At 77.1% G+C, this 14,262-nt stretch carries 12 protein-coding genes; 7 read left to right on the forward strand and 5 right to left on the reverse strand.

From position 1 onward, the window contains the following. The first annotated feature begins 3 nt into the window (after nucleotides 1–3). Nucleotides 4–2,814, forward strand: coding sequence for a BTAD domain-containing putative transcriptional regulator (locus HL054_RS09350; RefSeq protein ID WP_369138668.1), 2,811 nt, complete (start codon nucleotides 4–6; stop codon nucleotides 2,812–2,814). Here the strand turns inward: HL054_RS09350 and HL054_RS09355 are convergent. Both HL054_RS09355 and HL054_RS09360 read right to left on the reverse strand, forming a co-directional pair. Continuing rightward, nucleotides 2,783–3,961, reverse strand: coding sequence for an FAD-dependent monooxygenase (locus tag HL054_RS09355; RefSeq protein ID WP_369138669.1), 1,179 nt, complete (start codon nucleotides 3,959–3,961; stop codon nucleotides 2,783–2,785). The genes HL054_RS09350 and HL054_RS09355 overlap by 32 nt on opposite strands. Beyond that, nucleotides 3,958–5,409, reverse strand: coding sequence for an FAD-binding oxidoreductase (locus HL054_RS09360; RefSeq protein WP_369138670.1), 1,452 nt, complete (start codon nucleotides 5,407–5,409; stop codon nucleotides 3,958–3,960). Before HL054_RS09360 ends, HL054_RS09355 begins: the two co-directional genes overlap by 4 nt. 290 nt (nucleotides 5,410–5,699) lie before the next feature. Between HL054_RS09360 and HL054_RS09365 the strand changes: the two genes are divergently transcribed. Next, nucleotides 5,700–6,569, forward strand: a complete 870-nt coding sequence (locus HL054_RS09365; RefSeq protein ID WP_369138671.1) for a leucine-rich repeat domain-containing protein — start codon at nucleotides 5,700–5,702, stop codon at nucleotides 6,567–6,569. 33 nt (nucleotides 6,570–6,602) lie between these two features. Here the strand turns inward: HL054_RS09365 and HL054_RS09370 are convergent, their stop codons facing one another. Together HL054_RS09370 and HL054_RS09375 are read right to left on the reverse strand one after the other, a co-directional pair. Next, the gene (locus tag HL054_RS09370) at nucleotides 6,603–7,814 is read right to left on the reverse strand and encodes a cytochrome P450 (protein ID WP_369138672.1); all 1,212 of its coding nucleotides are present in this window, start codon (nucleotides 7,812–7,814) and stop codon (nucleotides 6,603–6,605) included. Nucleotides 7,815–7,872: 58 nt separating this feature from the next. Continuing rightward, nucleotides 7,873–8,847 carry a PDR/VanB family oxidoreductase gene (locus tag HL054_RS09375; RefSeq protein WP_369138673.1) on the reverse strand — a complete coding sequence of 325 codons (975 nt, stop codon included), beginning with the start codon at nucleotides 8,845–8,847 and terminating at the stop codon, nucleotides 7,873–7,875. Between the two features lie 97 nt (nucleotides 8,848–8,944). Here HL054_RS09375 and HL054_RS09380 point away from each other — a divergent pair, with 97 nt between their 5' ends. The 5 genes from HL054_RS09380 (at nucleotide 8,945) to HL054_RS22330 (ending at nucleotide 13,663) form a co-directional block, all read left to right on the forward strand. Continuing rightward, nucleotides 8,945–9,727 carry an IclR family transcriptional regulator gene (locus tag HL054_RS09380; RefSeq protein ID WP_369138674.1) on the forward strand — a complete coding sequence of 261 codons (783 nt, stop codon included), beginning with the start codon at nucleotides 8,945–8,947 and terminating at the stop codon, nucleotides 9,725–9,727. 9 nt (nucleotides 9,728–9,736) lie between these two features. Further along, nucleotides 9,737–10,513, forward strand: a complete 777-nt coding sequence (locus HL054_RS09385) for an alpha/beta fold hydrolase (protein ID WP_369138676.1) — start codon at nucleotides 9,737–9,739, stop codon at nucleotides 10,511–10,513. Between the two features lie 151 nt (nucleotides 10,514–10,664). After that, nucleotides 10,665–12,065, forward strand: a complete 1,401-nt coding sequence (locus tag HL054_RS09390; RefSeq protein WP_369138678.1) for a hemolysin family protein — start codon at nucleotides 10,665–10,667, stop codon at nucleotides 12,063–12,065. After that, nucleotides 12,062–13,078: a hemolysin family protein gene (locus HL054_RS09395; protein ID WP_369138679.1), complete on the forward strand. Its 1,017-nt coding sequence runs from the start codon at nucleotides 12,062–12,064 to the stop codon at nucleotides 13,076–13,078. The genes HL054_RS09390 and HL054_RS09395 overlap by 4 nt, the downstream gene beginning before the upstream one ends. 216 nt (nucleotides 13,079–13,294) lie before the next feature. Continuing rightward, the gene (locus HL054_RS22330) at nucleotides 13,295–13,663 is read left to right on the forward strand and encodes a helix-turn-helix domain-containing protein (RefSeq protein WP_440347928.1); all 369 of its coding nucleotides are present in this window, start codon (nucleotides 13,295–13,297) and stop codon (nucleotides 13,661–13,663) included. A 66-nt stretch (nucleotides 13,664–13,729) separates the two neighbouring features. On the opposite strand, the gene HL054_RS09405 is transcribed toward HL054_RS22330, so the two are convergent. Further along, nucleotides 13,730–14,161: a VOC family protein gene (locus tag HL054_RS09405; RefSeq protein ID WP_369138680.1), complete on the reverse strand. Its 432-nt coding sequence runs from the start codon at nucleotides 14,159–14,161 to the stop codon at nucleotides 13,730–13,732. Nucleotides 14,162–14,262: the final 101 nt, after the last annotated feature.

Consider the following 14,262-nt stretch of genomic DNA (forward strand, 5'->3'; position numbering starts at 1 on the left):
CCGGTGACCGCCGCGGGCCGGCTCGAGCTGCAGGTGCTGGGCCCGCTGGCGGCCACCCTGGACGGCGTCCCGGTCGACCTCCGCGGCCCCAAGCAGCGCGCCGTCCTGGCCTGCCTCGTGGCGGTCAGCCCGCGGATGGTGCCGGCCGACCAGCTCCGCGCCGACGTCTGGCCCGGACCGGGTCCGCCCGACGTGGCCACGCTGCACTACTACGTCTCCCAGCTGCGGGGTGCGCTGGAGCCGGGCCGGCCGCGCGGCCAGGCCCCGGCGGTGCTGGTCCGCCGCGGCCCGGGCTACGCGCTGCAGGTGCCGCCGGACGCGGTCGACGCGGTGCGCTTCGAGCAGCTGGCCGCCCGCGGGTGCGCCGCGCTGGCCGCCGGCGACCCGGCCACCGCCGTCGGGTCGCTGACCGGCGCGCTGGACTGCTGGCGCGGTCCCGCCTACGCCGACGTCGCCGGCCTGCCCGCGCTGGCGCCGGACGTCGTCCGGCTCGAGGAGCTGCGGCTGGCCACCACCGAGGCGCTGCTGGACGCGCTGCTCCGCACGGGGCGGCACGCCGAGGTGGTCGGCCGGGCTGAGGAGCACACCGCCCGGCACCCGCTCCGCGAACGGGGCTGGGAGCTGCTGGCGCTCGCGCTGTACCGCAGCGGCCGGCAGGCCGACGCGCTCGGGGCGCTGCGCACGGTGCGCGGCGTGCTCGCCGAGGAGCTCGGGCTGGACCCCGGGCCCGGGCTGGTCGCCGTGGAGCGCACGGTGCGCAGCCAGGCCCCGCTCCCCCCGGCCGGCGCCCCCGCCGCACCGGTGGCCGCGGCGCTCCCGACGCCGCTGACCGACCTGGTCGGGCGGGAAGCGCTCGCGCGTGAGGTCGCCGCGGCCCTGGCCACCGCCCGGCTGCTCACCCTCACCGGGCCGGGCGGGGTGGGCAAGACCCGGCTGGCGCTGGAGGTCGCCCACCGCCGGCGGGACGCCGAGGGCCCGTGGTTCGTCGAGCTCGCCGCGCTGAGCGACCCGACGCTGCTGGCCGCCACCGTCGCCGACGTGCTCGGGCTCCCGGGCGTCGCCGACGCCGCCCGGCTCGCCGCGGTGCTCGGTGGGCGCCCCGGGCTGCTGGTGCTGGACAACGCCGAGCACCTGGTGGACGCCGTGGCCGAGCTGGTCGGCACGGTGCTCCCCCGGTGCCCGGGCCTCACCGTGCTGGTCACCAGCCGCGAGGTGCTCGACGTGGCCGGCGAGACGACGGTCGACGTCCCACCGCTGGACCCGGAGGGCGACGCCGTCGAGCTGTTCACCCGGCGGGCCCGGGCCGCCGCGCCCGGCTGGACGGCCGCGCCGGGCGAGGTCGCGGTGGTCCGGCGGATCGCCGCCGACCTCGACGGGCTGCCGCTCGCCCTGGAGCTGGCCGCCGCCCGGCTCCGGGTGCTGTCGGTGGAGGAGCTCGCCGAGGGCCTCGTCGACCGGTTCGGCCTGCTCCGCGGACGTCGCGACGCCCCCGACCACCAGCGCGGGCTGGCCGGCACCGTCGCCTGGAGCTACCGCTCGCTGAGCGCGGCGGAAGCCGAGCTGTTCCGGCGGCTGGCGGTCTTCCCCGACGGGTTCGACCTGGCCGGCGCCACGGCGCTGGCCGGCGCGGGGGCCCCGGCGGTGGAGCTGCTCAGCAGCCTGGTCCGCCGGTCGCTGGTGACGACGGTGCCCGGTCCGGGGCCGCGCCGGCACCGGCTGCTGGAGACGCTGCGCTCCTTCGCCGTGGCGCACAGCGACCCGGCGGAGGTCGCGGAGACGGCGGCGCGGCACCGGCGGCTGGTGCTGCAGCGGAGCGCCGCCGCCGCCCGCCGCGCCCGGGGTCGGGAGGCGGCCCGCGCCCTCGACGAGCTGCGCCGCGGCCGTCCCGACCAGCGGGCGGCGCTCGCCTCGGCCGCCGAGGCCGGCGACGGCGAGTACCTGCTGGACCTCTGCGGCGCGCTGGGCTGGTCCTGGTACCGGGCCGGGGACATCGCCGAGGGGCTGGTCGCCACCCGCACCGCGCTCACCACCGCCGGCGACGCCCGGCCCGGCGACGCCGCCGGCTGCGCCCGCCGGGCCCGGGCGATGGCCGTGCTGGGCAGCCTGAGCTACCTCGCCGCCGACCTGGACACCGCCCGGGAGGTGATGCCGCAGGCGGTCCGGCTGGCCCGGGCGGGCGGCGACCCGGCCCAGGCCGCCCACGTCGAGGCCTGGACGGCCCACCTGACCAGCTTCGGCGGCGACCCGGCCGAGGTGCTCGCCACCGCCGAGCACGCGGTGGCCGCCGCCGCGGCCTGCGGCGAGCGCTGGGTGGAGGCCGAGGCGCTGATGATCCTGGGCATGGCCCGGCGGTCCACCGGGGCCGGGGGCGCGCTGCCGGTGCTGCGCGAGGCGGTCGCCGTCGCGGAGGACGCCGGCCACGCGTGGGGCCTCATCTCCACCACCTGGGCGCTGATGAAGGCCGCGATCGACAGCGGTGACCTGACCGAGGCGCTCACCGCCGGCGCCCGGATGCGCGAGCCGCTGGAGGCCGAGGGCGACGTCACCTCCTGGATCGTGCTGCTGCACACGACCGCCTGCGCGCTGGCGCTGTCCGGGCGGACCTCGGACGCCGCGCTGCTCGCCGGGGCCGCCGCCGCCCACGGGGACAGGGTGGGCTTCGACCCGGCCCGGATGGACCCGGTCGACGGCCCCCGGGAGGCGGCCGCCGTGCGGGCGGCCCTCCCTCCGGAGGAGTACGAGCGGCTCACCGCCGAGGGACGGCGGTGGTCGCGCAGCGAGGTCAGTGCACTGCTGTGCGCGCTGGTGTCCTGACAGCGGGCGCCGGCGGTGGCCGCCACTGCTGCAGCCGGACCAGCGGTCGCGCCGCGACGGCGGCCGGCACCAGCGGGAGCACGGCGTCGCGTACGGCGGCCCGCCGGCCGGCGGCCTGGGCGACGGCGCCGACGCTGCGCGCCCGGCGGGCGACCGCCTGCGTACGGGGGCGGCGCAGCCGGTCGTACTGCCCGAGCACCGTGCCGACGTCGCGGTGCGGCGAGCGCAGCAGGGCGACGAGCGTGGCGGCGTCCTCCAGCGCCTGGTTGGCGCCCTGGCCCAGGTCGGGGGTCATCGCGTGGGCCGCGTCGCCGAGCAGCACGCAGCGCTCCCGGCGGAAGGTCGGCAGCGGGCCGGCCAGGTGCTCCACGTCCAACCGGCTCACCGCGTCCGGCGGGGTGGCGGCCACCAGCTCGGGGACCGGGTCGTGCCACGAGCCGAACAGCCGCTGCACCCGGGCGTGCTCGTCGCCCGACGGTGAACGGGCCGGCATGGTGGCCACCGCGAACCAGTAGACGCGCCCGTCGGCCAGCGGCGCGGCCCCGAAGCGCAGCCCGCGGCCCCACGTCTCCCCCGCCGCCCCGCGCAGGTCCACCGGAGCGGCGGTCACGCCCCGCCAGGCCGCGTAGCCGGCGTAGCGCACCCCCGGGTCGACCGGCCAGCCGGCCCGGACCGCGCTGCGGATGCCGTCGGCGGCCACGACCACGTCGAATCGCTCGCCCCGGGTCTGGCCGAGCACCTCGCCGAGCACCTCGCCCGACGACGGCACGACCCCGCGCACCGGGGTGCCCCACCGGACCGTCCCCGGCTCGAGCGCGGCCAGCAGGACCCGGTGCAGGTCCGCCCGGTGCACCACCCGCAGGCGGGCCACGGCCGACGCCGGTGTGCGGGCGAGCCAGCGCCCGTCGGGCCGGCGCTGCCCGGCCTGCAGCAGCGCCGGGCCGGCGGCGGTGACCGACCGGATCGCGTCGCCCAGGCCCAGGGCGTCCAGCGCGGTGCGGCCGTTGCCGAACAGCGACAGCCCCGAGCCGGCCGGGCGGGGGCCGGGAGCCCGCTCGAACACGGTCACCTCGACCCCGTCGCGCTGGAGCCCGGCCGCCGTCGACAGGCCGCCGATGCCGGCCCCGACGATCCCGACCCTCGTCACCGGACCGGCTCGTCGGGCGTGGCGAGCACGACCACCGGCTCGGCGTCGACCGACCAGCGCGCCGCCGGGGACAGCACGCCGTCCGGGTCGGTGGCCTCCCGCAGGGCGACCATGCGGTCCCAGGTCTCGTCGCCGAACGCCTGCCGCACCCGGTCGACGGCGACCCGGTCGGTGCCGCCGGCGAAGTTGACCAGCGCGCCGCCGGTCGACCACGGTGCCATCGCCGACAGCACCGTCTCGAGCGCCTGCGGCACGAGGGCTGCGATCGGCGGGGCCAGCACCCCGACGGCCTCCAGCGCGTAGGCCGCCGACCGGCCGCCGACCGCGTTCGGCACCGCGGCCGGCCGGGCGACCGCACCGCCCAGCAGCCGCAGCTCGGCGACCATGACCGGCAGGTCCGCGGCCGGTGAGGTGACGGCGACGAAGGCCTCGACCGCGGCCGGTGGCAGCTCGGCCAGCAGCGAGCCGCGCTCCATCGCCGGCAGCGGGTCGACCGGGTCGGCGTGCACCGCGCCGAGCGCGGCGTAGGGCAGCTCGCCCACCGTGTCCAGCAGCGGGGTCGCCGCCGTCCGGAGGGGGGCGATCCAGCGTTCGCCCTCCGCGGCGTCGCCGACGAAGGCGAACCGGACGTGGACCACCTCCCGCCCGCGCAACGGCTCGGGCAGCTCCGGCAGCGGGGGCAGGTCGATGCGGGCGACCGAGGTGCTCACCGTCTCCGGCAGGTCCTGGGTCCAGTCCCGCCAGCGGTGCAGCACGGTGCGCGCGACCTCGGCGGAGAAGAACAGGCCGCCGGCGTAGAGGGTGGCCACCGGGAACAGGTCGACGGTCATCGCGGTGACCAGCCCGAAGGCCGCGCCGCCGCCCCGCAGCGCCCAGAAGAGGTCCGGCTCGTGCTCGGCGTCGACCCGGCGGAGCTCGCCGTCGGCGGTGACCACCTCCAGCGAGCGGACGTGGTCGGCGGCGAAGCCGAAGGTGCGGGCCACGGGGCCGAGCCCGCCGCCCACGGTGTAGCCGACCGCCCCCACCCCCGGCGCCGAACCGGCCAGCGCGGCGAGCCCGTGCGGCGCGGCGGCGTCGAGCACCTGCTGCCACCGGACGCCGGCGCCCAGGGTCGCGGTGCGCGCCCGCGGGTCGACCGACAGCCCGGTGAGCCGCCGGGTGGAGACCAGCACGGTGCCCGGCCCGGCGGCCGCGGCACCGTGGCCGGTGGCCTGCACTGCGACCCGGCGGCCGGTCCGGGCGGCCAGCCGGACGGCGGTGGCGACGTCGGCCGCGTCCGCGGCGACCAGCACCAGCTCGGGGCGGTGCTGGGTGGCCAGGTTGAAGCCGGCGAGTGCCTCGGTCCAGCCGTCGTCCCCGGGGGCGAGGACGTCGCCGGTGGTCGCGGCGGCGAGCTCGGCGGCGAGGGCGGCCGGGGTGGTGGCGGTGCGGTGCTGCAGGGCGGTCATGGGTGTCGCGCTCCGTGCGATCGGTGTGCGGTGGGTGTGCCGTGGTCGGTGTCCCGTGGTCGGCGCCCAGCACAGCGGGAGCCGCTGAGAACCCGCTGAGAGACCACCGAGCCCGGCGAGCCGCCGCCCGTCGGCGGCCGGGAGGTGGTGGTCTGGCGGGTAGAGCCCTGCCCACAGGTGTGGGCAGGGCTCTACTCCCGGGACCCCCTGCACCGGGGCGCTCCCGGCCCCGCCGTCCAGGAGGTACGACCATCGCCAGCACCGCCGCCCGGCCCGCCGCCCGCTTGGCCGTGGCCGGCGCCGCCCTGACCCTGCTCACCGCGTGCGGCTCGGCCGGCGACGAACCGGACCGGTCGCTGGCGCAGCTGTTCCCCGACGCCGCCCTGGCCGCGTGCGTGGCCGGCGCCGCCGGCCTGCCCGAGGTCGGTCCGGGCGTCTCCGTGGCGGAGCTCGGGGAGGTCACCGAGCTGCACTGCTCCGGGCAGACCTCGGCGCGCGGACCCGTCCGCTCGCTCGAGGGCCTGCAGGAGCTGCGGTCGCTGACCGTCCTGGACGCGCCGTTCAACGAGATCACCGACCTCACCCCGCTGGCGGGACTCCCCCGGCTCGGCACGCTGACGCTGACGGACAACGCGATCAGCGACCTCACGCCGCTGGCTGGTCTCGAGCTGTTCGACCTCGGCCTGTCGCAGAACCCGGTCACCGACCTGACGCCGCTGGCCGGCACCTCCACACTCCGGGCCCTCGGCGTCGCGGCCGCGCAGCTCACCGACATCGGCCCGCTGGCCGGTCTCGACGCGCTGGGCGAGCTGGACCTCTCCGGCAACGCGATCGTCGACGTCGCGCCGCTGGCCGGGCTGCCCACCCTGGACACCCTGCGGCTGGCGCAGAACCAGGTCGTCGACCCGACCCCGCTCGGGACCGTCCCCACGCTGCTGCGGCTGGACCTCTTCGGCAACCGGATCGCCGACGTGCGCGGGCTGGCCGCCGCGCCGCTGCTGCAGGAGCTGCAGCTGGGGGCCAACCCGGTGACCGACCTGACTCCGCTGCTGCAGGTCCGGTCGCTGGTCAACCTCGGGCTGGACGAGACCGACACCTCCCGGGTGACCGGCATCGACCAGCTGCTGGCCGCCGGCGTCTCCGTCAACGGCCTGGCCTGAGGGCCGGGCGCCCTCGCCGCGCCCGGCCCGGGCTCAGCCGACGGTCAGCCGGACCGGCAGGCTGCCCCAGGCGCGCAGGGTGTTGTTGTGGTGCCGCTGCGCCGGCCCGGCGAGCTCGATGGTGCGCACCCGCCGGGCCAGCGCGGTCAGCACCGCCTCTGCCTCCAGCCGGGCGACGTGCTGGCCGACGCACTGGTGCAGGCCCATGCCGAAGCCGACGTGGCCGGAGGGGTCACGGCCGAGGTCGAACCGGTCCGGGTCGGTCCAGCGCCGGGGGTCGCGGTTCGCCGCGGCCAGGAACATCAGGACCTTCCGACCAGCGGGGACGACGGTGTCGCCGAGCCGCACGTCGGTGGTCGTGGTGCGGAAGAACGTCTGGACCGGCGACTCCCAACGGATCGTCTCGTCGAAGGCCACCCGGGCCAGCGACGGGTCGGCGGTCAGCCTCGCCCACTGGTCGGGGTTGGTGGCCAGGGCGTACAGGATCGCCGAGATGGCGTGCACGGTGGTGTCGACACCGGCGGTGAGCAGCGAGCGGACCACGAGCGGCGCCTGGTTCGGGGTGATCTCCCCGCGGTCGGCAGCCGCCCAGATGGCCGCGCCGAAGCCGTCGTCGGTGAGCGCCTCGCGCAGGCACTGCTGCCCGACCCACGCCGACAGCTCGGCCACCCGCGGGGCACCCTTCGCCACCAGGTCGTTGGCCGGGCCGAAGGCGTTGAACGCGTGGTCGCCGTAGGGCAGCAGGTTCTCCCGCCCGTCCTTGCCGATCCCCACCGCGTCGGGGAAGACCCGCAGCGGGAACGCCTCCGACAGCGTCGGGACGGCGTCGAACTCGGTACCGGCGGCCAGCACCTCGTCGACGAGCTGCTCGGCGTCCTCGGCCCACCCGTCGCGCAGCTGCCGCAGCGCCCGCGGGCCGAGCACCTTGCCCAGCACCCGGCGGGGCGCGTCGTGCCGCGGCGGGTCCGCCTCCAGCAGCAGGCTCGGTGGCCGCCACGGCTCCTCGGTGCGGAAGTTGGACAGGCCGACGCCAGCGCCGGACTCGAACTCCTGCCAGTCGACCAGGGCCGCGTGCACGTCGGCGTACCGGGCGACGGCGAAGACGTCGTACCGGCTCAGGTACACCAGCGGACCCGCCTCCCGGAGCTGCTCGTGCATCGGGAGCGGGTCCTCCAGCACCTCGTGGCTGAACGGGTCCACGTCCAGGACCGGCACATCGGTGAGGGGGCTGGGCGCGAGTGTCATGGTCGGCTCCGGGAGGTCGGCGGTCGAGGGGCGGACGGACGGGGCGGCTTGCACGGGGTCAGAGGTCGAGGACGAGGCGGTCGCTGCAGGAGCGGGAGACGCACGGGTACATGCAGTCGCCGGCGGCCCGCTCCTCGTCGTCCAGCAGCGAGTCGCGGTGGTCGGGCACGCCGGCCAGGACGGTCGTCTCGCAGGTGCCGCAGGTGCCCTGCCGGCAGGAGGACAGCACGTCCACCCCGGCCCCGGCGAGCGCCTCGAGCACCGTGGTGTCCGGCGTGACGGTGACGCTCCGCCCGGAGCGGTGCAGCTCCACCTCGAAGGCGGCGGTGCGCACCGGGGCGCCCTGCTCGGCGGCGACGAACCGCTCGGTGCGGAGCGCGCGGGCCGGCCAGCCGGCGCACGCGGTGCCCATCGCGGTCAGGAGCGGGCCGGGCCCGCAGGCGTAGACCGGCGTCCCCGGCCGCGGGGCGCCGAGGAAGCCGGGCAGGTCGAGCAGCCCGAACTCGTCCTGCGGCCGCACCTGCACCCGGTCGCCGTAGGGCGCCAGCTCGTCCAGGAACGCCATCGAGCTGCGCGTCCGGCCGCCGTAGAGCAGCTTCCAGTCCGCGCCGAGCAGCTCCGCCTGCGCGATCATCGGCAGCACCGGGGTGATGCCGATGCCGCCGGCCACGAAGAGGTAGGACTCCGCCGGCACCAGCGGGAAGTTGTTGCGGGGGCCGCCCAGGCCGACCACGTGCCCGGGCCGGAGCTGCTCGTGCACGTAGCTCGACCCGCCACGGCCGGCCGGCTCCAGCAGCACGCCGACCCGGTAGGACGAGGCGTCCCACCGGTCGCCGCAGAGCGAGTACTGCCGGGTCAGGCCGTTGTCCAGGGTGAGGTCCACGTGCGCGCCCGGCGTCCAGTCCGGCAGCCGGCCGCCGTCCGGGGCGGCGAGCGTCAGCGTCACGACGCCGTCGGCCACCTGCACCTTGTCCTGCACCTGCACCACCGCGCGGTCCGTCCCGCGGGCGCTCCGCTGCTCCACTCCGAGCACGCCGACCTCCTCGTCGTCGGCTCCCAGCGTGCGGTCCGGTCCCGGTCGGGCAGTAGCTCCTTCTCAATGGACGAGAGACCGGTGTCACACTGCTGGCATGGCGCGGACCCCGACCGGCGAGTCGGTGCTGGCCCGCGCCGTCCGGGTGCTGGACGCCTTCACCGCCGACGAGCCGGTGCTCACCGTCGGCGAGGTCGCCCGCCGCAGCGGCCTGCACGTCGCGACCGCCTCCCGGCTGGTCATCGAGCTCGCCGCCCACGGGCTGCTGGAGCGCACCGCGGACCGGCGGGTCCGGGTGGGGGTCCGGCTCTGGGAGCTGGGCGCGCGGGCCTCGCACTCGGTCTCCCTGCGGGACGCCGCGATGCCCTTCCTGGAGGACGTGCACGCCGTCGTCGGCCACCACGTCCAGCTCGGGGTGCGCGACGGCGAGGACGTGCTCTTCCTCGAACGGCTCAGCGCCCGGGACGCCGTCATCAACTTCTCCCGGACCGCCGGCCGGCTGGCGCTGCCCACCTCCTCCTCCGGGCTGGTCCTCCTCGCGCACGCGCCGCCGGAGCTGCAGGAGCGCGTGCTGGCCGCGCCGCTGCGCCCGGTCACCCCCGCCGGGTTCCGCACCGCCGCCCAGCTCCGGACGGCGCTGGCCGAGGTGCGCCGCAGCCACGCCGCCGTGCTGGACGGCCACCAGCACCCCCACGCGACCGGCGTCGCCGTGCCGGTGCGCGACGGCGCCGGCGCGGTGGTCGCCTCGCTGTCGGTGATCGTGCCCAACGACGGCCGGGGCGCCGGCCTGGTCCCGCTGCTGCTGGCCACCGCGCTGGGCATCTCCCGGACGCTGGGGCGACCGGCCGGGACCGTTGTCGGGGCGCCGCCGCGCCGCTAGCGTGCGGCGATGGAGGTCCGGGCGGGTCGGGTGCTGGTGCACTGCGCGGCGCACGGGGCCGGGCGGCCGGTGCTGGTGCTGCACGGCGCCGGCGTCGACCACCGGGAGGCCGAGGCCTGCTTCGAACCGCTGCTGCGCGACGTGCCGGGGTTGCTGCGGGTCTACCCCGACCTCCCCGGCTCCGGCCGCACCGCCGCCCCGCCGACGCTGGGCAGCGCGGACGACGTGCTGGCCACGCTGCTCGCGTTCGCCGACGCGGTCGCCGGCGCCGGCCCCTGCCTGCTGGTCGGGCACTCGGCCGGCGCGTACTTCGCCGCGGCGATGGCGGCGCGGCGCCCGGACCGGGTCGCCGGCCTGGCGCTGGTCTGCCCGCTGCTGCCCGGGGTGCGCGACGTCCCCGAGCACCGCGTCGTCGCGGGACCCGGCGGCCTCGGGGACGACGGGTTCGCCGGCTACTTCGTCGTCCAGACCCCGGAGATGCTGGACCGCTACGAGCGGTTCGTCGCCCCGGCCGCGGCCCTGGTCGACGAGGCGGCGATGGAGCGGATCGGTGCCCGGTGGGAGCTCAGCGGCGACGACCCGCCGTACCCCGGCCCGACCCTGGTCGTGGCGGGACGGCTGGACTCGACGGTCGGGTACGCCGCCGCCGTCGACCTGCTCGGGTCCGCGCCGCACGCCTCGCTGGCCGTGCTGGACGACACCGGCCACGCGCTGCCGCACGAGCAGCCCGAGCTGCTGGGCGCGCTGCTCGCGGAGTGGCTGCGGCGCGTCGAGCGCGCGGGCTGACGCCCCCGCCCCGGAACCGGAGGGCCGGGGAACGCGTTGAGCGGGTCCACGGCCGGGACCTCCGCGCCGCCACCTCGACCAGAAGAGACATGAGCGCAGACCACATAGCCCGGGCCACGCACCTCCGATCCGCCGAGGCGGTGCGTGGCCGATGACGACGCTGCTCTCGCTCCTGCTCGGTGTGCTGGTGGTCCTGCTGATCACCGCCGTCACCGGGTACTTCGTGGCCCAGGAGTTCGCCTACATGGCGGTCGACCGCTCGGCGGTCGGCGCCCGCGCGGCCACCGGCGACGCCGCCGCTGAGCGCACGCTGGCGATCACCCGCCGGACCTCGTTCATGCTCTCCGGTGCCCAGCTGGGGATCACCGTCACCGGGCTGCTGGTCGGCTACGTCGCCGAACCGCTGATCGGCCGGTCGCTGGGCACCCTATTGGGCGGGGTCGGCATCCCGACCGCGGTGGGCGTCGCGGTCGGCGCGGTGCTGGCCCTGCTGTTCTCCACCGTGGTGCAGATGCTGTTCGGCGAGCTGTTCCCGAAGAACCTCGCGATCGCCCGCTCCGAGCCGGTGGCCCGCTGGCTGTCCCGGTCCACGGCGCTGTACCTGACCCTGTTCGGCTGGCTGATCTGGGTGTTCGACCAGTCGTCGAACCTGCTGCTCCGCGCGCTGCGCATCGAGCCGGTGCACGACGTCGAGCACGCCGCCACCGCCGCCGACCTCGAGCACATCGTCGAGGACTCCCGGGCCAGCGGTGACCTGCCGGTCGAGCTGTCGATGATGCTCGACCGGATCCTCGACTTCCCGCGCCGCGACGTCGAGCACGCGATGATCCCCCGCTCCCGGGTGGACACCGTCACCGACACCGACACCCTCGGCCGGGTGCGCGAGCTGATGGCCACCGGGCACTCCCGCTACCCGGTGCTCGCCGCGGACACCCAGGACGTCGTCGGCGTCGTCCAGCTCGCCGACCTGCTCAGCACCACCGAGCCCGACACCGCACCGGTCACCCGCATCGCCCGGCCGCCGCTGGTCGTCTCCCACCTCACCCCGCTGCCCGACGCGCTGCGGCAGCTCGGGCAGAGCAAGAACCAGCTGGCCTGCGTGGTGGACGAGTACGGCGGCTTCGCCGGGGTGATCACCCTGGAGGACTTCGCCGAGGAGCTGGTCGGGGAGATCACCGACGAGCACGACGCGAGCACCCCGGAGTACGTGCCGGTGGAGGGCGACGGGATCTGGGAGATGCCCGGCGACGTGCACGTCGACGAGGTCGAGCGGGCGCTGGGCACCGACCTGCCGCGCGGTGACTACGAGACCGTCGCCGGCCTGGTGATCTCCGCCCACGGCGGGCTGCCGGACGAGGGCACCCACCTGGTGGTCGAGCTGCCGGCCGACCTCGGCGACCTGGCCCACGAGGGCGAGCCGGAGCCGCGGTTCCTGCACGTGGACGTGCTGGCCGTGGAGCGGCACGTGCCCTCCCGGGTCCGCCTCCACCTGCCCGACCACGCCGTCACCGTCGCCACCGGCGGCACCCGTCCCGAGGAGGCGACCCGATGAGCGACCCGTGGGTGGTGCTGGCCGCCACCGTCGCGATCGTGGGCCTGAGCGCGTTCTTCGTGGCCGTCGAGTTCGCGCTGATGGCCGCCAAGCGGCACCGGCTGGAGGACGCCGCGGCCACCAGCCGGTCGGCCCGGGCCGCCCTGCGCAGCTCCTCGGAGCTGACCCTGCTGCTGGCCGGCTCCCAGCTGGGCATCACCGTGTGCACGCTGGCGCTGGGCGCGGTCACCAAGCCCGCGGTGCACCACTGGCTCACCCCGCTGTTCGAGGGCTGGGGGCTGCCGGCGGTCGCCGCCGACGTGGCCGGTTTCGTGCTCGCCCTGGCGGTCGTCACCTTCATCCACCTCGTCGTCGGCGAGATGGCGCCCAAGTCCTGGGCCATCGCGCACCCCGAGCGGTCCGCGACCCTGCTCGCGCTGCCGATGCGCGCGTTCATGACCCTCACCCGCCCGCTGCTGCGCATGCTCAACGGCGCCGCCAACGCGCTGGTCCGCCGGGTGGGGGTGGAGCCGGCCGACCAGGTCGCCGTCGGCCACACCCCTGACGCCCTGCGCCACCTGGTCGAGCACTCGACGAACGTCGGCGCGCTGGACGCCGGCTACTCCGCCCAGCTGTCCGGCGCCCTGGAGATGGAGCACCTGACCGTGCGGGAGATGGTCCGCGCCCGGGCGCTCACCGGCGTCCGGGCCGGCGCCACCGTCGGCGAGGTGCGGCAGGCCACCCGGGACTCCGGCCACCTGCGGATCCTGACCGGCATCGAGGGGTCGCGGCCGACCGGCGTCGTGCACGTGCGCGACACCCTCACCGCCGCCGACGACGTGCCCGCCGCCGGGTTCGCCCGGCCCGTCTTCACCCTGGACGCCGGCAGCACGCTGCACGCGGCGCTCAAGGAGATGCGGGAGACGCGCAACCACCTGGCCGTGGTCACCGACGGGGACGACGTCGTCGGCGTGCTGACGCTGGCCGACGTGCTGCGGCGGCTCTTCCCCCAACCGGCCCCCGCGGTGGCCTGAGCCGCGTCCCGGTACTCGCCTGTCACCTCGGCTTTCCCATCCGGCACGCCACGCGCACGGTCAACATCTGACGAAGCGGACCAGTTCGTCTCGTCTGCCCGTGTACTCGCGTAGCCGTGACCTCCCCGTTACCGTCAGTCGCAACACGAAAGCGCACCGTCCCTGGCCCGCGAGCCGGCCCGGCGCCCCGTGTCCCGCCTTCGAGAGGAACCCACCGTGACCCTGCCCCAGCGCTCCCCCGCTCAGGCCCTCCCCCGCTCGAGCTCGTTCGCCCAGCGCCCCTACGCCCGGCCCGCCGTCCCCGGCCAGCCCGGCCAGCGCCCGCTCGGCGTCCGCCCGGCGGCGCACCCGGCGCCGGCACAGCCGATGGCCGCCCGCCCGGTGCTCGAGCGCCCGGCCCCGCGCCCGGCGGTCAGCTTCCTGACCGTGATGGAGGTGGCGGACATCATGCGCGTGTCGAAGATGACGGTGTACCGCCTGGTCCACGGTGGCGAGCTCGCCGCGGTCCGGGTCGGCCGGTCCTTCCGGGTCCCGGAGACCGCCGTGCGCCAGTACCTGGCCGGCGCCCGCACCGACGTCGCCTGACGCACCGCCCGCCTCTCCGGCGGGCCGGGCCGGGAGCAGCTGAGCCGCCGCCCCCGGCCGGGTGGCTCAGCCGTTGTAGGGCGGCAGGACGTCGAGCACCCAGGTCACACCGAAGCGGTCGGTGACCATGCCGTACAGCGGGGCGTAGCCGGCCGGCCCCAGGGCCGTGCGCACCGTGCCCCCCTCCGCCAGACCCGCCCAGTACCGGGTGAGCTCCGCCGGGTCGTCGCCGCGCACCGAGACGTAGACGGCGTCCGTGCCGGGGTCGTGCGGCCGCCCCGGCGGGACGTCGAACGCCATGACCGAGAACCCACCGGGCGCCCGGACGCCGCCCCACTTGAGCTGCCCGGGCACCGCGCCGTCGGCGGCGTCCTGCTCGTCGCCGCCCTGGGCGAAGGTGAAGGCCATGACCTCGCCGCCGAAGACGGTGGCGTAGTGGTCGAGTGCCGCGCGGGCCTGGCCGCGGAAGTTCAGGTGCGTGGTGGTCGTGACGCTCATGTCGGGCTCCTCGCCTCGGATGTCCTCCCGCCGGCGGTGCTCGCCGGCGGCACGACCCACCCTGACGGGCGAAGCGGACAGGTCCTGTCCGCTTCTGCGAG

Origin of the sequence: Modestobacter versicolor (genome assembly GCF_041028285.1) — a bacterium.
Lineage (GTDB): Bacteria > Actinomycetota > Actinomycetes > Mycobacteriales > Geodermatophilaceae > Modestobacter > Modestobacter versicolor_A.

Coding starts and splice junctions, on each gene's coding strand:
- HL054_RS09360 (WP_369138670.1), bottom strand. CDS start 5,409: ATGACCGCCCTGCAGCACCGCACCGCCACCACCCCGGCCGCCCTCGCC.
- HL054_RS09370 (WP_369138672.1), bottom strand. CDS start 7,814: ATGACACTCGCGCCCAGCCCCCTCACCGATGTGCCGGTCCTGGACGTG.
- HL054_RS09380 (WP_369138674.1), top strand. CDS start 8,945: ATGGCGCGGACCCCGACCGGCGAGTCGGTGCTGGCCCGCGCCGTCCGG.
- HL054_RS09385 (WP_369138676.1), top strand. CDS start 9,737: ATGGAGGTCCGGGCGGGTCGGGTGCTGGTGCACTGCGCGGCGCACGGG.
- HL054_RS09390 (WP_369138678.1), top strand. CDS start 10,665: ATGACGACGCTGCTCTCGCTCCTGCTCGGTGTGCTGGTGGTCCTGCTG.
- HL054_RS09395 (WP_369138679.1), top strand. CDS start 12,062: ATGAGCGACCCGTGGGTGGTGCTGGCCGCCACCGTCGCGATCGTGGGC.
- HL054_RS09405 (WP_369138680.1), bottom strand. CDS start 14,161: ATGAGCGTCACGACCACCACGCACCTGAACTTCCGCGGCCAGGCCCGC.